This is a genomic window from Leclercia tamurae, assembly GCF_025566055.1.
Lineage (GTDB): Bacteria > Pseudomonadota > Gammaproteobacteria > Enterobacterales > Enterobacteriaceae > Enterobacter > Enterobacter tamurae.
Map to the genome: position 1 here is coordinate 98,347 of NZ_JAMHKS010000071.1, position 18,982 is coordinate 117,328.

The window sequence follows — 18,982 nt, forward strand, 5'->3', positions numbered from 1 at the left end:
CTACAAAATTAGTAGGCCGGGTAAGCGCAGCGCCACCCGGCAATACTTACCTTAGAACCACGCCTCCCACATCGCGCCGACGTTGAAGTCGTCCAGCGTTTCGTCCTGGGTGTTGTTCACACGGGCGGTGCGTTCGTTATCCACTTTGCCGCCGGTGGCGTAGAAGCGCAGCATCGGACGGAACTCCGGGCCCATGGCGATAGAGATGTTCTGCGACAGCGTCAGCTTCCAGCCCTTGTTATCCCCGCCGTTGTCGTAATCCACATGCTGCCAGCCCGCTTCCAGCCAGGTGGAGTGCACGTCGTTCCACCAGTGCATCGGACGCACGATGGCATTGTAGTTCTTGCGGTTGTCGGTGCTGTCCCGGCTGTTGTCGTAGTCGTGGAAGGCCAGAATGTACTCCACCTGGGTCGCCTGGGTGAACTTGTGCAGACCTTCGAAGCTGGCGTACACCGTGGTCAGATCCTCGGTTTTGTTGAACACGCTGTTGTCCGAGTTATCGGAGTAACGGGCGATCACCTTGTTGACGCCGCTGTCATTGGTGTGGCTCAGCACCACGCCGCCCTGCCAGGCGTTCATCCGCTCGTCGGTGTCGATGGCTTTCGAGTCAAAGCCGTAGTTGGCGTACAGCTCCAGGTCGACCGGGCCGAGCTTCATGCCGTGAATTTTGGAGGTAGCGGCGTAGTTGCCTTTGTCGCCGGTGCCGGAGCCGCCGGTACAGGTGATGCGCGACGGGTTGGCTTCGTCATCCATCACTTCCGGGCTACAGGATTCCACTGCCGCCACGGTGGCCACGTCAAACTGCACGCCGCCGATGTCGAAGTTCTTCACCCCGGCGCCCTGGCCGTCGTGGTTCATCCAGAAGTAGTCGTTGATGCCCTGCTGCGGACGCTGGTGGAAGTCACGCCCGGCCCACAGATAGGCGTTCGGGTTGGACTCCAGAATATTGGTCACCCCGGCGTAGGCCTTTTTCAGGTTAACCTCGTCGCCCCAGTGGTCGATCATCACGTTGACGTCCCAGATGGCCCCGTTTTCGCCCCTGAAGGCTTTCGAGAGCTGGAATTCGCCGCCGTTGCTTTCGTTACCCAGACGGCCAATCGCCGAGGCGCCGTTGTAGGAGCCGTCCACGGCAACGTATTTCTGATCGGCGGCCTGGAAGTGCGCGCCGTAGCGGGCATAACCGGTAAATTTAATCCCGAACGGGATCGCCATATCCGGGGACTGGGCGGCGCTCTGGGGTTCGTTAATGACGTCGGCTTTTTTCGCCACCGCGGCATCCATTTTCGCCTGGCGATCCGCCAGGGCTTTATCCACCGCTTTGGCCACAATGGCGTCGATTTGCTCCTGCGTAAATTCCTGCGCGAGAACAGAAATTGGGCAAAGCGCGGCGAGAACCGCCATTGTTAATGGAAGTTTTTTAATCATATTCATGGTTATCTCAATATATTTAAATTTTATTCAGACAATAACCACCCCGTTCCGGATTGACAGAATATGTCGCTGGCATCAGAACAAGTTGATTTTTATTTTTTAGGGTACAGAGTCTTTACACTATTCTCGTAACACTCTCTCCATTGCCAGTATTTATTATTACCGCTGATAGAGGTGAATAATTTCTTCGGATAATTCACGGGCCAGCAGCGAATTCATTAAGTGATCCTGGGCGTGCACCATAATTAACGTCATCGGCTGACGGGCTTCGCCCGCATCCTGCTCGATAAGTTTGGTCTGCATATGGTGCGCCTGGCGCGCGTAGCCATCGGCTTCGCGCAGCAGGCTTTTCGCTTCGTCAAAGTTGCCCTGCCGCGCAGCATGCAGTGCTTCAAAGCACAGGCTGCGCGACTGACCAGCATTGACGATGATTTCCATTACGGCTTCTTCTAAGGCAATCATCATCGGTTACTCTATATGTCGAAACTATTATTCAGAGAGGTGGCGGCAAACCACTCTCCGCTCTTTTTAATGGTGCGCTGCTGCGTGGTTAAATCCAGCTGGATAAAACCGTAGCGGTTTTTATATGCATTACACCATGACCAGTTATCAATAAATGTCCACATATGGTAGCCCAGGCAATTACAGCCTTCGCTAATCCCTTTATGCAGCCATTTAAGGTGTTCAGAAATAAACTCGATACGGTATTGATCGTTAATCTGGCCATTCTCAATAAAACGCTGCTCGTTTTCGACGCCCATACCATTTTCAGAAATAAAACAGCGTGGGTTGCCATAATTATCGCGCAGGTTAATGAGAATATCGTAAATACCTGGCTCGTAGATTTCCCAGCCGCGATACGGGTTCATTTTACGGCCCGGCATCTCGTAGCTATCGAAGAACCACTCCGGCATAAACGGTGCCTGCGGGTTGATGGCCGAATCACGGCACTTCACCCGACGCGGCTGGTAGTAGTTAACGCCCAGCAGGTCGATTTTGCCGTCGGCAATCAGGGCGCTGTCTTCCGGCAGACAGGCAGGCAGCTGATCGTGTGCTTTCAGCATCGCCACCAGATCCGCCGGGTATTCACCGCACAGCACCGGGTCGAGGAAGCTGCGGTTAAACAGCAGGTCGCAATGGTGCGCGGCTTTCACGTCCGCCGGATTCTGCGAGCGCGGATAGGACGGCGTCAGGTTCAGTACGATGCCAATCTCACCAGGGTAATGGCCAGCGCGGAAGGCGCGAACCGCCTGCGCATGGGCCAGCACGGTGTGATAGGCCACGGTGGCTGCACGACGGAAATCGACCACGTTCGGGTAGTGGAAATCATACAGATACCCGCCCTCTACCGGCACAATCGGCTCGTTAAAGGTAAACCAGTGCATCACCCGATCACCAAAAAGCTCAAAGCAGGTTTCTGCGTAGCGGGCATAGGCCGCCACCACATCACGGTTTTCCCACCCGCCAATCTCCTGCATCGCCATCGGCATGTCGAAGTGGAACAGGGTGATAAACGGCTTGATACCCTGGGCAATCAGTTCGTCGATCACCTGATTGTAGAAAGTGACCGCTTCCTGGTTCACTTCACCGGTGCCTTCCGGGATGAGACGCGCCCAGCTTATCGAGGTGCGAAAGCTATTGTGGTTCAGCTGCTTTAACAGCTGAATGTCGGCTTTCCAGTGCTGATAAAACGTGGAAGTATTCTGCGGCCCTACCCCATTGTGAAAGCGATTCGGCTCGGTAGCGAACCAGTGATCCCAGGTGGTTAATCCCTTGCCACTGCCCTGGCTTTCCCCTTCGGTTTGCAGTGCAGAACAGGCGCTACCCCACCAGAAGTTTTCGGGAAATGCATATTTCATAAAACGTCCTCTTTGACTTAATTCCCGACGGTCTCTGCTGCACCTACGGTTGCCTGCGCTTTTTGTTCTTCGGTTTTCATTAAAGAACGCTCATAAGCACGCAGGAACGGTAAATACATCACCGCCGACATGACCATACAAATGACGCACATCACCACCGGGCTGAGGGCCCAGTTTGCCGCCCAGGAGGCACCAATTGGCGCTGGAGTAGTCCACGGCGTTAGCGAGACGACCTGGGCCAGCCAGCCGAGTTTGGTGGCGGTATACGCCAGACAGGCGTTGATCATCGGCACGAACACGAATGGAATAAACAGCATCGGGTTCATGATGATCGGCGCACCGAACAGAATAGGTTCATTGATATTAAAGAAACTTGGCACAACGCCCATTTTGCCGATGGTGCGCAGATGGGTTACGCGGCTGCGCAGCAGCAGGAAGGCCAGCGGCAGGGTTGAGCCCACGCCACCAATCAGCAGGTAGTGATCCCAGAAGCCCTGCAGGTAGACATGCGGCAGCGCAGCACCGGCAGCCAGGGCGGCCTGGTTGGCAGAGAGGTTAGCCATCCAGAACGGGTTCATGATGCCGGTGACAATCAGCGCGCCATGGATGCCGGCGAACCAGAAGATCTGGCACAGCAGCACGGAGAGCAGAATGGCAGGCAGGGAGTCAGAGGCGGAAACCAGCGGCTCCAGCAGGTGCATAATCGCCTGCGGAATGATCATCCCGGTTTGTGCTTCGATAAACAGGTTCAGCGGGTGCAGCGTACCGATGATCACCACCACCGGGATCAGGATTTCAAACGAGCGCGCCACGCCGGTCGGCACTTCTTTCGGCAGGCGGATGGTGACTTTATGATCCTTCAGCCAGGCGTAAACGCGGGTGGCATAGATGGAGGTGATCAGCGCGGTGAAGATCCCCTGGCCCGACAGATACTGGGTAGAGATTTTGCCGTCGGCATACGGGGCGGCCACCAGCAGGAACGCCATAAAGGCCAGCAGGCCGGACATCACCGGGTCGAGATTAAACTGACGGCCAAGGCTGGCACCAATCCCTACGGAGATGAAGAAGGTCATCACCCCCATGCTGAGGTTAAACGGCAGCATCAGCTGTTCGCGGTAGGTCTCGGAGAAATCGAGCCAGCCGCGGGCAAAGCTGTTGGTGGTGTCTGCAGAGAACGGCGGGAAGATAAAGACCAGCATAAACGAGCCGATGATCATAAACGGCAGCGCGGCGGTAAAGCCGTCGCGGATAGCAATCACATACTTCTGCTGGCCCAGTTTGCCTGCCAGTGGCGCAATGGACTGCTCAATGACGGCAACCATAGATTGATATAACGAACTCATGAGAACACCTTCTTAGTGTGCCGCTTCGATGAGCGACAGAGCATAGTCCAGCACCTTATCGCCACGTTGCATTCCGTAATCCATGGTATCGATGGACTGTACGGGTATGCCCTGGGTGGCAGCCTTGTCTGAGAGCGTTTTTAACATGTATTTGACCTGGGGTCCGAGAAGCACGACCTGGTATTGCGGAAACTGTGTATCAAATTCTGAAACACCGTACGCATCGATTTTGACCGGTAAACCGCGTTCGTTCGCGGCTTCGACCATTTTCCGTACCAGCAGGCTGGTGGACATCCCGGCAGAACAGCACAGCATTATCTTGAACATCGACAACCATCCTCAAAATGTAAATAGTTATTGCGGAGATGATTGGATAACATATGGAAACCGGTTTCCATTGATATAAGACAGAAGTGTGACAGCCATCAAGATCCCTTGCTTATGGGGCCTGATTATAAGATTCAGGTCACGAATTTTGGCTGCTTTTGCATCATATGGAGTGGAAACGGAAAATCGGTTTCCATGGAAAACGGAAACAGATATACTCCTGAGTGGCTATAATATGAGCCGAAGTGGAATCAGGAATTACAGGGGCCTGGAGCGACCTGTCAGGGGATAAAGATGTCTACAATCAACGATGTATCACGTCTGGCCGGGGTGTCCAAAGCCACGGTATCACGGGTGTTGAGCGGGTCGCGCGGCGTGAAGGAAGCCAGCCGCCAGGCCGTACTGAAAGCAGTGGAAGAGCTGAACTATCGGCCAAATGTGATTGCCCAGTCGCTGCTCAGCCAGTCTACCGGCTGTATCGGCGTCATTTGCGCCCAGGACAACATTAACCAGACCACCGGTTACCTGTACGCGCTGGAAAAACACCTCAGCCAGCACCAGAAGCACCTGCTGCTTCGCTTCGCCAACACCAAAGCCGAAGTCATGAGCGCGCTGGATGAACTCTCCTGCGGGTTATGCGATGACATTCTGATTATTGGCGCCCGTTTCCCGCTGCAGATCGATCAGGAGAATGTCATCCTGGTGGACTGCATGGAAACGAATAACGTCAATAGCATCCAGTATGACCATGCGTTTGCCGCGGAAACCGCCTGTAACTTCCTTGCCAGCCAGGGGCGACGCCAGATTGCCCTGATCCATCCGCACGGCAGCGGTTTTGCCGATCAGGTGCTGCTGGGCTACAAGCATGGGCTGGAAAAGAACTTCCTGCCGTTTAATCGCAACCTGGTCTTTATGGACGCCACGTCATCCTCTGTGGCCCTGCAGGAGCTGCTCAATAACGCCAGCACCGTTAATTTCAACGCCTTACTGGTGGCCGACGAACAGGAAGCACAGCGGGTGATCCCGCAGTTGCAGGCCTTCAACAGGTCAGTCCCGGGGGATATCATGGTCTTCAGTCTGGCGGGGTCACTGCATCTGCCGGGCATTCCGACCATACCAGCGATTGAGTACTCGATGGATGCCATGGCGGCGCGTATCGTCAGCTGGCTAAACGAGAAGACCCAGATGCTGGGTTCGTATGTGCTGCGTGGGGATTTGATTATTCCGGATGTGCGACGCTAAAAAAGTAAGGGGGCTGCAGAGCCCCTTAATGCCTAATCAGTAATCCTCCATGCAGTCCACCTGACTCACGGCATCCCAGTATCCTTCCTGATTGTTCCGCTCCATCGCCACGACCGCATTTTTGACCAGCATCTTATTGGCCTCAGAGGCCATGATCATCGCCTGCCACTCTTTATCACTTTGCTTGCGTTGCGGGGCACAGGCTTTCTTCACATCCTTCAAAACCGACTGTTTCATTTGTTCTAATTTTACCGGGTCGTTCAGGTCCTGAGCATGAACGAAGGCGGCAAAAAGCAGGCAGACTACCAGGCAAAACAGGTGCGCTGACTTCATGGAAACCTCCGGGAAAACCACATACGTTTATGAAATATATCGTTACATCCGCATTTGCGACCCAAGCCGAAAGTATTAATTTTGCCAATAGTTGCGCTGAGGTACGAATAAGCGTAGCCGCAGAATTTGCCGGACAGGCAAGCCCGCAAGAAAAATTTGTGACGGCAGACGGCAGCCGTGCAATAAAGGGTGATGCTGCTCGCAAAGGCAATTTTGCATTGATTGCGCATACATTTTTTAGCGCGTGTTACGCCAGATTTGGTGTTTTTATCGGCGGCAGAATGTGGGATAGTCGACGTGCAACGTAACGGGAGAATGAAATGCAACTGAGTATTACCGACACCATTACTGGACAAGATCAGGAAGAGTTAGAGCAGCAGTTGCGGGTCTACAACAGCCAGTTTATTGATTTTTCCCGCGTGGGGAATGATATCGCCGTATATGCCCGCGATGAGGGCGGCAAAATGCACGGCGGGCTTATCGGCAACCGTCAGGGTGAGTGGCTGAACATTAAATATCTGTGGGTTAGCGACGAAAAGCGCGGCAGTGGGCTTGGCCGCCGGCTGATGCAGGCCGCCGAAGGCGAAGCCAAACGCCAGGGATGCCGCCACGCGCTGGTAGATACCTTCAGTTTCCAGGCGCGTCCGTTTTATGAAAAGCAGGGCTATCAGCTAGAGATGACGCTGAACGATTTCCCGTATGCGGGGATCCAGCGTCACTACCTGTCGAAGGCGCTTTAAGCGCCAATACCGCTACCGATCACCGCCAGCGCATGGCGCACGACGCTGTCAGGCGAGAGGGTATGTAACCTCTCGTCATTGCGCATCCGTGAGAAGGGCACCAGCACCAGGCTTAACAGGGTGGTGAACAGCAGCTCGGGTGCCAGATCGCGGTTCAGTTTTCCCTCCTGCTGCCAGCGGGCGATGGTCTCCAGCATCGCCTGATATTTTTCATCGCCAAACCGGGCCTGCAGATGTGCCCGCAGCACCGGCATTTCTCCTATCACTTCCTGCATCCACAGCGGCGCGAACCAGCGGTGCTCGACGGCCAGATCCGCCAGCTTTTTCACCATCAACGTCAGGGCGGTGACCGGATCGTCCGGATGGGCGCTGAAAAGCGCTCCGATGGCGCTGCGAAGCGGCAGAAAGCGCTCCTCGATCATCGCATCAAGCAGTTGCTCCCGGGAGTTGAAGTAGTAGTGCAGCATCGCTGGCGTCACGCCCGCCTCTTTGGCAATGGCGTTAAGGGAGGTGCGGGCAATCCCCTGACGCGCAAAGAGATCGAGGGCGATATCCAGCAGCTGTTCCCGGCTGGTGGCGGTGGGTTTGCTCCCGCGCGGACGTCCCGGGCGACGGGCCTGTGGCGTGGGCTCAGAATTATCTTTATGTGCTGACATGCGCGGAGGATCCCTTGACCTGATTCATAACTTCATTAAATATTAATTACCCAATTAATTAATTTCAAGCGGTGTTTTATGGCGTCCGATTCGACAATGCAAACCAAAAACGCGCCCTCCATACGGCTGCTTTTCAGCGCGCTCCTGCTGGTGATGCTGCTTTCGGCCCTCGATCAGACCATCGTCTCTACGGCGTTGCCGACCATTGTGGGTGAGCTGGGCGGGCTGGATAAGCTCTCCTGGGTGGTGACAGCCTACATCCTGAGTTCCACTATCGTGGTGCCGCTGTACGGCAAGTTTGGCGATCTCTTTGGTCGCAAAATCGTACTGCAAATCGCGATTGTGCTGTTTCTGGTGGGCTCGGCCCTGTGCGGGCTGGCGCAGAACATGACCCAACTGGTGCTGATGCGCGCCCTGCAGGGGCTTGGCGGCGGCGGGCTGATGGTGATCAGCATGGCGGCGGTGGCTGATGTCATTCCGCCAGCGGATCGCGGCCGCTATCAGGGGCTGTTCGGCGGGGTCTTTGGTCTGGCGACAGTCATTGGCCCGCTGGTCGGCGGTTTTCTGGTACAGCACGCCTCCTGGCGCTGGATTTTTTACATCAACCTGCCGCTGGGGGTGTTTGCCCTGCTGGTGATTGGCGCGGTCTTCCAGGGCAGCGCGAGGCGCAATAAGCATGAGATCGACTATCTGGGGGCGATTTATCTCAGCATGGCGCTGCTGTGCATCATCCTGTTTACCAGCGAAGGGGGCACGGTGCGCGAGTGGAGCGACCCGCAGCTGTGGTGCATTCTGGCCTTTGGCCTGACGGGCATCGCCGGGTTTATCTACGAAGAGCGGCTGGCGTGGGAGCCGATTATTCCCCTGTCGCTGTTCCGGGATCGCAGCTTCCTGCTGTGCAGCCTGATTGGCTTTATTATCGGTATGTCGCTGTTTGGATCGGTGACCTTCCTGCCGCTCTATCTGCAGATTGTCAAAGAGGCCACCCCGACCGAGGCCGGGCTACAGCTGATCCCGCTGATGGGCGGGCTGCTGCTGACCTCGATTATCAGCGGCCGCATTATCAGCCGCACCGGGAAGTACCGCCTGTTCCCAATCATCGGCACCCTGCTGGGGGTAGTCGGGATGACGTTACTCACCCGGATCACCATTGATTCGCCGGTCTGGCAGCTGTACCTGTTTACCGGCGTGCTGGGGGCCGGGCTGGGTCTGGTGATGCAGGTCCTGGTGCTGGCGGTGCAGAACAGCGTCTCTGCGGATCAGTATGGGGTAGCGACCTCCGGCGTGACCCTGTTCCGCTCCATCGGCGGGGCGATTGGCGTGGCGCTGTTTGGTGCGGTCTTCACCCAGGTATTGCAGTCGGGCCTGATGGCGCGGATACCCGAGGGCACCGAACTGCCGCGGGAGCTGAACCCTGTTGCGATTCACCATCTGCCTGACGCCCTGCGTCTCGACTATCTGGACGCCTTTGGCTCCGCCATTCATGCGGTATTCCTGATGGCCGCAGGGATTATGGTGCTGGCCTTTGTGCTGTCGTGGTTTTTACGCGAGACGCCGCTGCGCAAGCGGGAGGCGTAAGGTTAGCGATTCCGCTAATTGTTGCGAGTCGCTTTCCGAATCTGAACGACCAGGCTTGTCTTCCTTAACGCTGCTGGCGCATGCTTTGGGCTGGTCAATAAACCAGCAGAGGTTGCGATGGAACGTAAAGCAAAGCTGTTTAAAAAAGGGCGGAATCAGGCGGTGTTACTGCCAGATGAGTTCGCGTTTGATACGGAGAGCGTCTGGATCCGGCGGGATGAGGAGGGAAATGTTGTTTTGAGGGCTATGTCAGAGAAAGAAAAGCACAGGGAGAATTTTTTGCGTTTGCTGAAGCAAACGCAGGTACCTGACTCATTCCTGAGCAAGGAGGAGCGCAATCAGAGCTATACGACAAGAGATCCTTTTGAAGGATTATAGAAATGCTGCATATGCCGGACACAAACATAGTAAGTCACCTGGTGAGGCAGCACCCTGGCGTGGTAGATCATTATTCTCGAAAAGCACCAGAAGAGATGTGTATTTCAAGCGTAACGGAGGCTGAACTGCTTTACGGCGTCGTGCCTTCGGGATGGTGCAGGAACTGACTATCGAGGATTGGACCACCGCTGCCTGAACCTCAACGCCCGGTGGCGCTACGCTTACCGGGCCTACAGCAGTTCGCCCTGTATTTACGTAGGCCGGGTAAGGCGAAGCCGCCACCCGGCAATACCCGCATATAACTTATCCTTCTTATTGATGCCATTTCGTTTTTTAGCCTGCCGCTGCGTTGCCGATATAGTCGATAAAACAGTTATCAAAAGGATATGACGGGTGAAACTTCAATTGGGTGCGCTTCTTCTGGCTGGCCTGCTGCTGGCAGGCTGTGATCAAAACGGCAGCGATGCCAAACATATCAAAGTCGGCGTGATTAACGGTGCCGAGCAGGACGTGGCGGAGGTCGCCAAAAAAGTGGCGAAAGAGAAGTTCGGCCTTGATGTCGAGCTGGTGGGTTTTAGCGGCTCGCTGCTGCCGAACGATGCGACAAGCCACGGCGAACTGGATGCCAACGTCTTCCAGCATCGTCCGTTCCTGGCAGAAGACAATAAAGCTCACGGCTACAAGCTGGTGGCCGTCGGCAATACCTTTGTCTTCCCGATGGCGGGCTATTCCCGCAAGATCAAGTCGGTGGCGGAGCTCAAGGACGGGGCGACTATCGCTATCCCGAATGACCCGACCAACCTGGGCCGCGCGCTGTTGCTGCTGCAAAACGAAAAGCTGATCGCCCTGAAACCGGACGTCGGTTTGCTGCCAACGGCGCTGGATATCACCGCTAATCCAAAAAAGCTGAACATTATGGAGCTGGAAGGGGCGCAGCTGCCGCGCGTGCTGGACGATCCGAAAGTGGATGTGGCGATTATCAGCACCACCTATCTCCAGCAAACCGGGCTGTCGCCGGTGCATGACAGCGTCTTTATCGAAGATAAAAACTCGCCGTACGTGAATATCGTCGTGACGCGGGAAGACAACAAAGATGCGGAAAACGTGAAGGAGTTTATTCAGTCGTATCAGTCGCCAGAAGTGGCGAAGGCGGCAGAGACCATCTTTAACGGCGGGGCAGTGCCGGGCTGGGAATAACGTTAATCGTGCCGCGACGAGACCTTTCGTCGCGGCCAGAAACAAATTGGCCCGATCCCATCGCTGAATGCCCTTTTGCCCACATCCTGTCGCCTGTCCTCCGGCTATGCTTTCCGCATACTAACCGGAGAACAGACCATGAACATTACCCACATTCGCAACGCGACGCAGCTCATCACCTACGCCGGAAAACGCTTTCTGATTGACCCGCTGCTGGCACCCAAAGACGCTTACCCTGGTTTCCCCGGCACCGCCCGGGCGGAGATCCGCAACCCGACGGTGGAGCTGCCCTGCGCGGTGGAAAGCCTGCTGGATGTCGATGCGGTAATCGTCACCCATACCCATGCCGATCACTGGGATCAACACGCCATCGAGCGGATCGCCAAAGCGATGCCGATCTTTGTTCAGCACGACGATGACGCGCAGCTGCTGCGCAGTCAGGGTTTCCGCAATCTGACCGTTTTGACGGACAACACGCCATTTGGCGCGATCCAGCTCAGCAAAACCCACGGCGGTCAGCACGGCACCGACCGCGCTTACGCGGTGCCTGAGCTGGCGGAGATGCTCGGTGAGGCGTGCGGCGTGGTGTTTCGCCATCCTGAAGAAAAAACGCTGCTGATTGCAGGCGACACCATTTTGCGCCCGCAGGTCGCCGACGAACTGCAAAAGCTACAGCCGGATGTGGTGGTGCTTAATGCCGGGTACGCGCATGTGATCGGCTTCGGGCCCATCATTATGGGCGCGGAAGATGTGCTGAATGTGCACTTCCTGCTGCCGCAGGCAAAACTTGTCGCCGTCCATATGGAAGCGATCAACCACTGCCTGCTGACGCGCAGTGCGCTGCGGGAATATGTGGACGCCAACCAGATGGGTGAGGCGGTGATCATTCCCGAGGACGGGGAAAGCGTTATAGTCTGAGAAGCATCAGGGCAAAGGAGAACAATGTGAAGCTTACAACAGTGGCGATTGTTGCCGTCGACGGGTTCAGCCCCTTTCACTACTCCGTGCCCTGCATTTTGTTTGGCGATAGCGTATCGGGTAAAAAGCGCTTTAACGTAACGATCTGCGCCGAAAATCCGGGGTTATTGACTTCCCGGGATGGTTTCGCCCTCAATGCCACGCACGATTATTCCGCCATCAGGCAGGCCGATATCGTGGTGGTGCCTTACTGGGCTCATGTGCTTGAACGCCCGCCGCAGACGTTGCTCGACAGCCTGGTGCAGGCCAGAGACAACGGGGCGGAAATCGTCGGGCTGTGTCTGGGATCCTTTGTTCTCGGATACGCCGGCATTCTGAACGGCAAACGGGCAGCGACCCACTGGGAGTTTGAGCGCCAGTTCCAGTCGCTGTTCCCGGCGGTGCAGCTGGATATCAACGCCCTGTACGTCGATGACGACAACATTATCACCTCTGCTGGCACTGCCGCCGCGCTGGACTGCTGCCTGTATATCATCCGTCAGCGCTTTGGCAGCGTGGTCGCCAATCAGATTGCCAGGCGGATGATTGTGCCGCCGCACCGCGAGGGCGGGCAGGCGCAGTTTATCGCCCAGCCGGTGCCGGAAACGACCCGCGATGCGCGGATTAACAACCTGATCGATTATCTTCAGCATAATATCAGCCAGCCGCTGAACCTGGATGCGCTGGCAGAGAGCGTGGCGATGAGTCGCCGCACGCTGACCCGCCATTTTATGAAAGCCACCGGAATGAGCGTCGTATCGTGGATCACCGCCGAACGCCTGCGGCGTAGCCAGCTGCTGCTGGAGAGCAGCAATCTGCCCGTTGAGGCGGTGGCGGAGCAGGTGGGGTATCTTTCCGCCGTGACCCTGCGCCAGCAGTTTAAGGCCCGCTTTGGTGTCAGCCCGGCGGAGTGGCGTAAAACTTTCCGCACGCAGAGTCAGGCCGGGTAGCGCAACATTTACCCCAGCTTCTCCATCCTCGTCTCCCCCTCCACCATCGACAGCTGATACAGCGAAAACGATCGGTGCTTTTCAATCAGCATCGCCAGTTCCGGCGAGTGGCTGGTGAGCCAGATCTGCGAGTAACGGCTGGCCTCGGCAATCAGGCTCGCCAGCGCAGGCAGCATCTGCGGATGCAGGCTGTTTTCCGGTTCGTTGAGGGCGATAAACGCGGGCGGACGCGGGCTTAACAGCGCCACCGCCAGACAGAGAAAACGCAGCGTGCCGTCGGAGAACTCCGCGGGCTCCAGCGGTCGGCTTAAGCCTTCGCGCTGCATCATCATGCGGAAACGTCCCCCGGTGTTATCGCTGTAAAACACGCAGCCGGGGAAGGCCTGGTCGAGGATGCGCATCAGCAGCAGCTCGTCGCCAATCTCGACGATGGTCTGAAAGGCCGCGGCCAGATTGGCACCGTCGCTGGCCAGCACCGGGGAGCGGAACCCCACCTGCGGGGCACGGATCGCCGAGCCGGATGAGACGGAAAACTCATGATAAAAGCGCCAGTTACGCAGGGACTCGCGCATCTGCGACACCTCTGGGTAGAGGTGCGGCTCACCCAACTGCCCGAACACCGATTCGTTCTCGTACAGCGTGCCGCTGTGGGTCACCTTTTCGTGATGTACGTTATTGAGAAACACGGCCTGATTCTTGCGCTTCATCAGCTGTGACGACGGGCGTCGGTGCTGGCCGCTCAGCCAGATGGACTCCTCTTTGATCACCGGATCGAGCTGAAACTGCGAGGGATAGGGCAGCTTCTCAACAAAGCCCACCTGCAGTTCATATTCGTAGGTCTCTGTTTCCACCGCCAGGTTCATGCGCCTAAGCTGGTCGCTGCGGGTTTTACCTGCCCAGAAGACCTTTAAAATCCCACCTTCATTGGCCAGCGCCTGGGAAAACTGCCCCTGCGCCGCGCTGTGCATCAGGTGGATCGCCTTGTAGATATTGGATTTTCCGGTGCCGTTCGGGCCGAAAACGATATTGAGCTGCTGCAGATCCAGCGACAGGTCGCGAATCGAGCGATAGTTTTGAATGTGCAGGGTGTTGATCATCGACGTACCCACTTTTGCGGACTAAACCTGTACAGAGTTACAGTGTTCCAGGCAAAGTGCAAAAAAAAAGACGACAGTGAGGTGTCGTCTAAACGGGGTAGTGCTTCGGGCCTCTCAGGGTCAATGGGGCCTCGCGTTTGACATTCAGATGACGGCCAGTCGCAAACCCAGATCGTCAGGATAGGGATCAAAGTAGTTTTGCGTCATCAGATACCGGTCAGGGTATTCGGCCAGATAATGTTTCAGCAGCGTGAGCGGGGCGAGAATGGGCAGTAATCCGTCACGGTAATGCAGGATCACGTCGCGCAGTTCACCGCGCTGGCGGCTGTTCAGTTGATTACGGAAATAGCCCTGAATATGCATCAGGACGTTAGTGTGGTTTTTCCGCGAAGCCGGTTTACTGAGGATCATCATCAGTTTTTCGCGGTACGCCTCGAAGAAAGCGTCCAGGTCTTCCCACTCGTGCAGCGAGGCGACGAACGGCCCGATCTCCCGGTAGCCCGCCTGATGGTGCGCCAGCAGCTGGAGTTTGTACCGGCTGTGGAAGTCCAACAGCGCGCGGCGCGTCAGGCCTTGTGCCCGCAGCGTATTCAGCTCATGGAGAGCGAAAACCCGCTCAACAAAGTTCTCCCGCAGCACCGCGTCGTGCAGGCGTCCATCTTCCTCCACCGGCAGCCACGGCCATTTCTCAAGCAGGGCGGCGGTGAACAGCCCGACACCCTCCTTGCGGCCCGCGTTACCCTTTTCATCGTACAGCCGCACGCGCTCCATGCCGCAGCTTGGCGATTTGGCGCAGACGATAAATCCGCAGAGATCGCCCATTTTCGGCACATAACCCGCCGCAAAATCGGCCATTTTTTGGGTAACGTCTTCATGAGGCGCTTTGCTGAAGCGCATCTGGGTTTCACCGCTGGCGGTCTTCGTCAGACGCAGGGCCGGACGAGGCGTCGGCAGGCCGATCGCCATTTCCGGACACACAGGACGGAAATTGACCCATTCGGCCAGCTCATCCATGACAAAGCCCATACGCTTATGCCCGCCGTCGAAGCGAACGGCGGAACCGGTCAAACATCCGCTAATACCCAGCACAGGTTTCGTTGTCATGATGTGTACCTCCAGAGTGATACTCTAAAAGTTACACAAAATGATTATTTTGTCCAGGTATTGGCGGCGTCATATTTTTTTATCTATACAGAACAATGAGTTTTAGCTGCCCTTATAGGTCGAGTAACCGTACTGGCTCAGCAGCAACGGAATGTGCAGTTTTTCGTTGGTGCGGGTGACGGTAAACAGCACCGGGATCTCCGGGAAGAATGACTCCAGCTTGTTGCCGTGGAAGTACTCTGCCGTTTTGAAGGTCACTTTATAGACGCCAGGCTGCATATCCTGATCCGCCGGGTAGAGCGACTTGATGCGGCCGTCCTGGTCAGTTTTGCCGCTGGCGAGCGGGGTCCATTTATCCTGCTGCTGCTTTTCCAGCGTGACGGTGACGCCCGGCGGCGGCGTACCGGTTTGCTGGTCAAGGATATGCACGCTCAGGGTGCCGGCAGGGGCAGCGCCAAAGGCGACAGGGGCAAAGGCCATGGCGGCCAGCATCAGCAGAGGGGCAGTTTTTTTCATCATCTTTTCCTGTGGAGTGATAAGTCACAGGAAAACGTTAGCATTTGCCGAGCAGGAAAATATTCAACTTTTCGTGAAGATTCCCGCAGGAGAAAATAATCAGAGGATAATCACCTCAAGGGCAACCTGCTGCTGCCACTGTTCCACCTGTTTTCGGCGCGCGGCGGTGAGTTTACCGCTGGTGACCAGCAGCCACTGGCGATCCGGGAAAATCTCCGGTGCCAGCGCGGCAGGGGGAATGGGCAGCAGGTTGATGCGGTGGCCCTGGCCGGTGCGGGCTAAGGCTTCGAGCCAGATTTCGCACGGGTCGTTCAGGTGCCAGCCGCTGAGCAGGAGGTTGTCGCCCGGCGCTTTTTTATCGGCCTCAAGGCAAAACGAGGTGTAGGCGATGATGATGCCGTCGAGGATCTCGCGCAGGGTCATGGCAGCGGGAACGTTGGCCGAGACCAGGCTGCGCAGGGGGCGTAACACGTTCACAACCAGCTCCGGGCGCGGATACTCGCGACCAGCATCGTAAATCATCTGGCGTAGGGATTCGATTCTGCCGGCCTGCAGACGTTCCAGCATGGTCTGCTGCAGCGTTTGCCAGTTGTTGGTCCGGCCCGGGGCAGGACGCTCCAGCAGCGGCTTCACCTGGCCTATCGGGACGCCTTTTTTCACCCAGTCGAGGATTTTTAACGCCTGCTGGACGTCCTCGTCGCTGTACTGGCGATGACCGCCCTCGGTGCGCAGCGGCTTGAGTAAACCGTAGCGACGCTGCCACGCCCGCAGCGTGGTAGGGGTGATCCCACTAAGTCTGGCGAATTCGCCAATGGAGTATGCCATGTCTGCGTCCGAAGAGGATTAATCTCAATATTCTACGAATATTTTCCGATGGGATGAAGCGCCAGAGCGCTGCACTACACTTTAATTCCAACCGTGCAAAATGACAGGAGTTCTCATGAAACTATGGCCCGTTGTTACCGGTGTCGCCATTGCGCTGACCCTGGTGGCCTGCAAATCCCCTACGCCACCGAAAGGTGTACAGCCGATAAAGAACTTTGATGCCAGCCGTTATCTGGGCAAGTGGTACGAAATCGCCCGTCTGGAAAACCGCTTCGAGCGCGGTATGCAGCAGGTGACTGCCACCTACGGCAAGCGCAGCGACGGCGGGATCAGCGTGCTTAACCGGGGCTATGATCCGTTGAAGCGTAAGTGGAGTGAGAGCGAGGGTAAAGCCTATTACACCGGCGAGCCAACCACCGCAGCGCTGAAGGTCTCGTTCTTCGGCCCGTTCTACGGCGGTTATAACGTGATCAAGCTGGACGATGAGTACCAGTACGCGCTGGTCAGCGGCCCGGATCGCGACTATCTGTGGATCCTGTCGCGTACGCCAACCATTCCGGATGCGGTGAAGCAGGATTATCTCAATACCGCGCGCAGCCTGGGCTTCCGGGTTGATGAACTGGTATGGGTGAAACAGTAAAGATCGTGCTTTCGTCCTGGGGAAATGTGCGGGCAGGGTAATAGACTTGCGTCATGGGCACACGGGAGATGACATATGCACTGGCAACCCTTTCGCGGCACCGCGCCGACCACCATGACCCTCTACAGCGCGTCGTTTCCCGATGTCAGCGACAACTGGCCGATGAAAGATGAGGTGACGCGCGAGCTGAACGCCGTCGATCGCGCCTTAAAAGCGGACCCGCAGCTGATGCCACCGGTTATCGAGAAGGATGCCAATGGCGAGAAGAGGATAAAGTGCCAGCATCAGTGGTCTGAAAAGGCCTTCGCGACGCGCCCGGCGGTCGTCGCCTGGCGTACCAAGCTGGTGCCGACGGCGCTGGCCCTGTACGCCATCCAGAACCCGCTGGATGAACATCTCCCCGACGGCACCCGGATGGACAGCCGCAGCCGCCAGTGGTTTATCCACGCCAACGATGCCATCGGCATCCGTTCCCGCGCGAAGGTGCTCTCCGTGCTGGCGGAACAGTATCTGCATAACGACATCGACAACGTCTGGGTCAGCCTCGCCAGCGGGGCGGCCGTCCCGGTGCTGGAGGCGCTGCGCGGCGCCCATCTGGACGGGCAAAACGTGCATCTAACCCTCGTGGATTATGATCCCGTCTCCCTGCGCTGGGCAGAGAAAATGGCCGCTGCCGAAGGGCTGAGCGTCGGGGAGCAGGTGACGATTTTGCAGCGCGATTTGAAAGAGAGCCTGATCCACAGCGATAAACTGATACAGGAACTGGGCGAAGGTAAGGTCGAGCTGGTGGACGCGCTGGGGATCTTCGAATATTTCAACGACGCTGAAGCGGTGACTTTCCTGCAACATGTCCTGCGCCTGATTAAACCCGGCGGGGCGCTGATTATCTCGAACATGCTGACCAGCAGCCCGCAGATTGATTTCGCCCTGCGCTGTATAGGCTGGACGCCCATCTTCCCGCGCACGTTGCAGCAGCTGCAGGATATTCACCTCGCGGCAGGGATCGCAGTGGAAAACGTCACGGTGATCGTGCCGAAAGACGGGGTGTATGCGGTGATGGAGGTGCGGGTTTAGGTTCCCTCTCCCGTCGGGAGAGGGTGTGGGGCAAACTGTTATGAACTTCAATAGATTACTAGATATGAAACGCCACGCGCTTCCCCGTCGGAAGCTCAATATCCAGACTCAGCTTCCCGCCCATGGCTTCGATATAGCGTTTAAGCGTAGTGATTTTTAGCTCATTCCCGCGCTGTTCAAGTTGAGTGACTGCGGGCTGACTGATCCCCATCACCTCAGCGACGTGCTTTTGCGACAGTTTCAGCTCTTCGCGCATCATTTGCAGACCCGTTTCGAGGATCATTTCGTCGGCCATCTCTTTGATGCGTTTTTGGCTTTCCGGGGAACGCGAAGCGATCGCTTCATTCAAGGTTTTCAATTTTTTGTCTCCATTGTTGCCAGGTGAGCCGAAAATTCATCATCTGCAATACGAATGAGTCGTTCATAGAATTTTTTGTCATTACTTTTATCGCCAGCGCAAAGCACAATGGCCTGGCGCACGGTATCAAAAGCAAAAAATGCACGAATCGGACGGCCATAATACTGAATACGTAACTCTTTCATATTGTTATGCCGGGAGCCTTTCACGGTATCAGCGTAAGGCCGTGAAAGGCTGGGTCCATAGGTTTGCAGATTAACCAGATCCGCTAACACCTTTTCCTGCACGCCTTCCTCCTGATCCTGCAGCCACGCTTCAAACACTTTTCCTAAGAGTACCGTCCACATAAAATCATCCTTGATAAGTTGTAGCTTATA

Annotated in this window: 23 protein-coding genes; 10 read left to right on the top strand and 13 right to left on the bottom strand. The window is 56.4% G+C overall.

Annotated elements, in window-relative coordinates:
• Nucleotides 1-51 precede the first annotated feature (51 nt).
• The 5 genes from M8318_RS09435 to M8318_RS09455 form a co-directional block, all read right to left on the bottom strand.
• On the bottom strand, nucleotides 52-1,431 hold the full coding sequence (locus M8318_RS09435; protein ID WP_262662192.1) for a carbohydrate porin: 1,380 nt from the start codon (nucleotides 1,429-1,431) through the stop codon (nucleotides 52-54).
• A 159-nt stretch (nucleotides 1,432-1,590) separates the two neighbouring features.
• The gene (locus M8318_RS09440) at nucleotides 1,591-1,893 is read right to left on the bottom strand and encodes a PTS lactose/cellobiose transporter subunit IIA (protein ID WP_072250852.1); all 303 of its coding nucleotides are present in this window, start codon (nucleotides 1,891-1,893) and stop codon (nucleotides 1,591-1,593) included.
• An 11-nt stretch (nucleotides 1,894-1,904) separates the two neighbouring features.
• On the bottom strand, nucleotides 1,905-3,290 hold the full coding sequence (locus M8318_RS09445) for a glycoside hydrolase family 1 protein (protein ID WP_262662194.1): 1,386 nt from the start codon (nucleotides 3,288-3,290) through the stop codon (nucleotides 1,905-1,907).
• Nucleotides 3,291-3,307: 17 nt separating this feature from the next.
• A complete protein-coding gene (locus M8318_RS09450; RefSeq protein WP_106995599.1) occupies nucleotides 3,308-4,633 on the bottom strand; it encodes a PTS sugar transporter subunit IIC in 1,326 nt (441 codons plus the stop codon).
• Nucleotides 4,634-4,645: 12 nt separating this feature from the next.
• Entirely contained in the window at nucleotides 4,646-4,960 is a 315-nt protein-coding gene (locus M8318_RS09455; protein ID WP_032615638.1) for a PTS sugar transporter subunit IIB, read from the bottom strand.
• 294 nt (nucleotides 4,961-5,254) lie between these two features.
• On the opposite strand from M8318_RS09455, the gene M8318_RS09460 reads away from it, so the two are divergent.
• A complete protein-coding gene (locus tag M8318_RS09460) occupies nucleotides 5,255-6,202 on the top strand; it encodes a LacI family DNA-binding transcriptional regulator (protein WP_262662196.1) in 948 nt (315 codons plus the stop codon).
• Between the two features lie 36 nt (nucleotides 6,203-6,238).
• Here M8318_RS09460 and M8318_RS09465 read toward each other — a convergent pair whose 3' ends face one another.
• On the bottom strand, nucleotides 6,239-6,535 hold the full coding sequence (locus M8318_RS09465; RefSeq protein WP_262662197.1) for a YicS family protein: 297 nt from the start codon (nucleotides 6,533-6,535) through the stop codon (nucleotides 6,239-6,241).
• A 29-nt stretch (nucleotides 6,536-6,564) separates the two neighbouring features.
• Here M8318_RS09465 and M8318_RS09470 point away from each other — a divergent pair, with 29 nt between their 5' ends.
• Together M8318_RS09470 and M8318_RS09475 are read left to right on the top strand one after the other, a co-directional pair.
• Complete coding sequence (locus tag M8318_RS09470) at nucleotides 6,565-6,843, top strand: hypothetical protein (RefSeq protein ID WP_262662199.1); 279 nt, start codon at nucleotides 6,565-6,567, stop codon at nucleotides 6,841-6,843.
• A gap of 12 nt (nucleotides 6,844-6,855) precedes the next feature.
• Nucleotides 6,856-7,275, top strand: coding sequence for a GNAT family N-acetyltransferase (locus M8318_RS09475; protein WP_262662200.1), 420 nt, complete (start codon nucleotides 6,856-6,858; stop codon nucleotides 7,273-7,275).
• Here the strand turns inward: M8318_RS09475 and M8318_RS09480 are convergent.
• The gene (locus tag M8318_RS09480; RefSeq protein ID WP_262662202.1) at nucleotides 7,272-7,931 is read right to left on the bottom strand and encodes a TetR/AcrR family transcriptional regulator; all 660 of its coding nucleotides are present in this window, start codon (nucleotides 7,929-7,931) and stop codon (nucleotides 7,272-7,274) included. The two genes, M8318_RS09475 and M8318_RS09480, sit on opposite strands and share 4 nt — an antisense overlap.
• A gap of 78 nt (nucleotides 7,932-8,009) precedes the next feature.
• On the opposite strand from M8318_RS09480, the gene M8318_RS09485 reads away from it, so the two are divergent.
• The 5 genes from M8318_RS09485 to M8318_RS09505 all read left to right on the top strand — a co-directional run bounded on the left by M8318_RS09485 (nucleotide 8,010) and on the right by M8318_RS09505 (nucleotide 12,991).
• Complete coding sequence (locus tag M8318_RS09485; protein ID WP_408612228.1) at nucleotides 8,010-9,509, top strand: MDR family MFS transporter; 1,500 nt, start codon at nucleotides 8,010-8,012, stop codon at nucleotides 9,507-9,509.
• 117 nt (nucleotides 9,510-9,626) lie between these two features.
• Entirely contained in the window at nucleotides 9,627-9,887 is a 261-nt protein-coding gene (locus M8318_RS09490; RefSeq protein WP_262662205.1) for an antitoxin, read from the top strand.
• Nucleotides 9,888-10,280: 393 nt separating this feature from the next.
• Nucleotides 10,281-11,084, top strand: coding sequence for a lipoprotein NlpA (gene nlpA / locus M8318_RS09495; protein WP_262662207.1), 804 nt, complete (start codon nucleotides 10,281-10,283; stop codon nucleotides 11,082-11,084).
• 138 nt (nucleotides 11,085-11,222) lie between these two features.
• Nucleotides 11,223-12,002 (top strand): MBL fold metallo-hydrolase, encoded by a 780-nt coding sequence (locus M8318_RS09500; protein ID WP_262662208.1) that lies wholly within the window; start codon nucleotides 11,223-11,225, stop codon nucleotides 12,000-12,002.
• A 26-nt stretch (nucleotides 12,003-12,028) separates the two neighbouring features.
• Nucleotides 12,029-12,991, top strand: coding sequence for a GlxA family transcriptional regulator (locus M8318_RS09505; RefSeq protein WP_262662210.1), 963 nt, complete (start codon nucleotides 12,029-12,031; stop codon nucleotides 12,989-12,991).
• An 8-nt stretch (nucleotides 12,992-12,999) separates the two neighbouring features.
• On the opposite strand, the gene M8318_RS09510 is transcribed toward M8318_RS09505, so the two are convergent.
• The 4 genes from M8318_RS09510 to M8318_RS09525 form a co-directional block, all read right to left on the bottom strand.
• Nucleotides 13,000-14,088, bottom strand: coding sequence for an AAA family ATPase (locus tag M8318_RS09510; protein ID WP_262662212.1), 1,089 nt, complete (start codon nucleotides 14,086-14,088; stop codon nucleotides 13,000-13,002).
• Nucleotides 14,089-14,232: 144 nt separating this feature from the next.
• Complete coding sequence (locus M8318_RS09515) at nucleotides 14,233-15,192, bottom strand: YbgA family protein (RefSeq protein ID WP_225759883.1); 960 nt, start codon at nucleotides 15,190-15,192, stop codon at nucleotides 14,233-14,235.
• 102 nt (nucleotides 15,193-15,294) lie between these two features.
• Nucleotides 15,295-15,708, bottom strand: a complete 414-nt coding sequence (gene uraH, locus M8318_RS09520; RefSeq protein ID WP_262662215.1) for a hydroxyisourate hydrolase — start codon at nucleotides 15,706-15,708, stop codon at nucleotides 15,295-15,297.
• A gap of 99 nt (nucleotides 15,709-15,807) precedes the next feature.
• Nucleotides 15,808-16,533, bottom strand: coding sequence for a MerR family transcriptional regulator (locus tag M8318_RS09525; RefSeq protein ID WP_262662217.1), 726 nt, complete (start codon nucleotides 16,531-16,533; stop codon nucleotides 15,808-15,810).
• Between the two features lie 115 nt (nucleotides 16,534-16,648).
• Here M8318_RS09525 and M8318_RS09530 point away from each other — a divergent pair, with 115 nt between their 5' ends.
• Together M8318_RS09530 and M8318_RS09535 are read left to right on the top strand one after the other, a co-directional pair.
• Nucleotides 16,649-17,173, top strand: coding sequence for a lipocalin family protein (locus tag M8318_RS09530; RefSeq protein WP_262662219.1), 525 nt, complete (start codon nucleotides 16,649-16,651; stop codon nucleotides 17,171-17,173).
• 75 nt (nucleotides 17,174-17,248) lie between these two features.
• Complete coding sequence (locus M8318_RS09535; protein WP_262662221.1) at nucleotides 17,249-18,247, top strand: class I SAM-dependent methyltransferase; 999 nt, start codon at nucleotides 17,249-17,251, stop codon at nucleotides 18,245-18,247.
• 58 nt (nucleotides 18,248-18,305) lie between these two features.
• On the opposite strand, the gene M8318_RS09540 is transcribed toward M8318_RS09535, so the two are convergent.
• Both M8318_RS09540 and M8318_RS09545 read right to left on the bottom strand, forming a co-directional pair.
• The gene (locus M8318_RS09540; RefSeq protein WP_262662223.1) at nucleotides 18,306-18,605 is read right to left on the bottom strand and encodes a helix-turn-helix domain-containing protein; all 300 of its coding nucleotides are present in this window, start codon (nucleotides 18,603-18,605) and stop codon (nucleotides 18,306-18,308) included.
• The gene (locus M8318_RS09545; RefSeq protein WP_262662224.1) at nucleotides 18,602-18,952 is read right to left on the bottom strand and encodes a type II toxin-antitoxin system RelE/ParE family toxin; all 351 of its coding nucleotides are present in this window, start codon (nucleotides 18,950-18,952) and stop codon (nucleotides 18,602-18,604) included. The genes M8318_RS09540 and M8318_RS09545 overlap by 4 nt, the downstream gene beginning before the upstream one ends.
• Nucleotides 18,953-18,982 lie beyond the last annotated feature (30 nt).

What these genes read in the sequence shown, in the direction of transcription:
- uraH (WP_262662215.1), bottom strand. Translation starts at nt 15,708, where the DNA reads ATGAAAAAAACTGCCCCTCTGCTGATGCTGGCCGCCATGGCCTTTGCC.
- M8318_RS09450 (WP_106995599.1), bottom strand. Translation starts at nt 4,633, where the DNA reads ATGAGTTCGTTATATCAATCTATGGTTGCCGTCATTGAGCAGTCCATT.
- M8318_RS09530 (WP_262662219.1), top strand. Translation starts at nt 16,649, where the DNA reads ATGAAACTATGGCCCGTTGTTACCGGTGTCGCCATTGCGCTGACCCTG.
- M8318_RS09510 (WP_262662212.1), bottom strand. Translation starts at nt 14,088, where the DNA reads ATGATCAACACCCTGCACATTCAAAACTATCGCTCGATTCGCGACCTG.
- M8318_RS09455 (WP_032615638.1), bottom strand. Translation starts at nt 4,960, where the DNA reads ATGTTCAAGATAATGCTGTGCTGTTCTGCCGGGATGTCCACCAGCCTG.
- M8318_RS09445 (WP_262662194.1), bottom strand. Translation starts at nt 3,290, where the DNA reads ATGAAATATGCATTTCCCGAAAACTTCTGGTGGGGTAGCGCCTGTTCT.
- M8318_RS09480 (WP_262662202.1), bottom strand. Translation starts at nt 7,931, where the DNA reads ATGTCAGCACATAAAGATAATTCTGAGCCCACGCCACAGGCCCGTCGC.
- M8318_RS09490 (WP_262662205.1), top strand. Translation starts at nt 9,627, where the DNA reads ATGGAACGTAAAGCAAAGCTGTTTAAAAAAGGGCGGAATCAGGCGGTG.
- M8318_RS09435 (WP_262662192.1), bottom strand. Translation starts at nt 1,431, where the DNA reads ATGAATATGATTAAAAAACTTCCATTAACAATGGCGGTTCTCGCCGCG.
- M8318_RS09515 (WP_225759883.1), bottom strand. Translation starts at nt 15,192, where the DNA reads ATGACAACGAAACCTGTGCTGGGTATTAGCGGATGTTTGACCGGTTCC.
- M8318_RS09470 (WP_262662199.1), top strand. Translation starts at nt 6,565, where the DNA reads ATGAAATATATCGTTACATCCGCATTTGCGACCCAAGCCGAAAGTATT.
- M8318_RS09460 (WP_262662196.1), top strand. Translation starts at nt 5,255, where the DNA reads ATGTCTACAATCAACGATGTATCACGTCTGGCCGGGGTGTCCAAAGCC.
- M8318_RS09525 (WP_262662217.1), bottom strand. Translation starts at nt 16,533, where the DNA reads ATGGCATACTCCATTGGCGAATTCGCCAGACTTAGTGGGATCACCCCT.
- M8318_RS09440 (WP_072250852.1), bottom strand. Translation starts at nt 1,893, where the DNA reads ATGATTGCCTTAGAAGAAGCCGTAATGGAAATCATCGTCAATGCTGGT.
- M8318_RS09465 (WP_262662197.1), bottom strand. Translation starts at nt 6,535, where the DNA reads ATGAAGTCAGCGCACCTGTTTTGCCTGGTAGTCTGCCTGCTTTTTGCC.
- M8318_RS09535 (WP_262662221.1), top strand. Translation starts at nt 17,249, where the DNA reads ATGCACTGGCAACCCTTTCGCGGCACCGCGCCGACCACCATGACCCTC.
- M8318_RS09500 (WP_262662208.1), top strand. Translation starts at nt 11,223, where the DNA reads ATGAACATTACCCACATTCGCAACGCGACGCAGCTCATCACCTACGCC.
- M8318_RS09485 (WP_408612228.1), top strand. Translation starts at nt 8,010, where the DNA reads ATGGCGTCCGATTCGACAATGCAAACCAAAAACGCGCCCTCCATACGG.
- M8318_RS09545 (WP_262662224.1), bottom strand. Translation starts at nt 18,952, where the DNA reads ATGTGGACGGTACTCTTAGGAAAAGTGTTTGAAGCGTGGCTGCAGGAT.
- M8318_RS09475 (WP_262662200.1), top strand. Translation starts at nt 6,856, where the DNA reads ATGCAACTGAGTATTACCGACACCATTACTGGACAAGATCAGGAAGAG.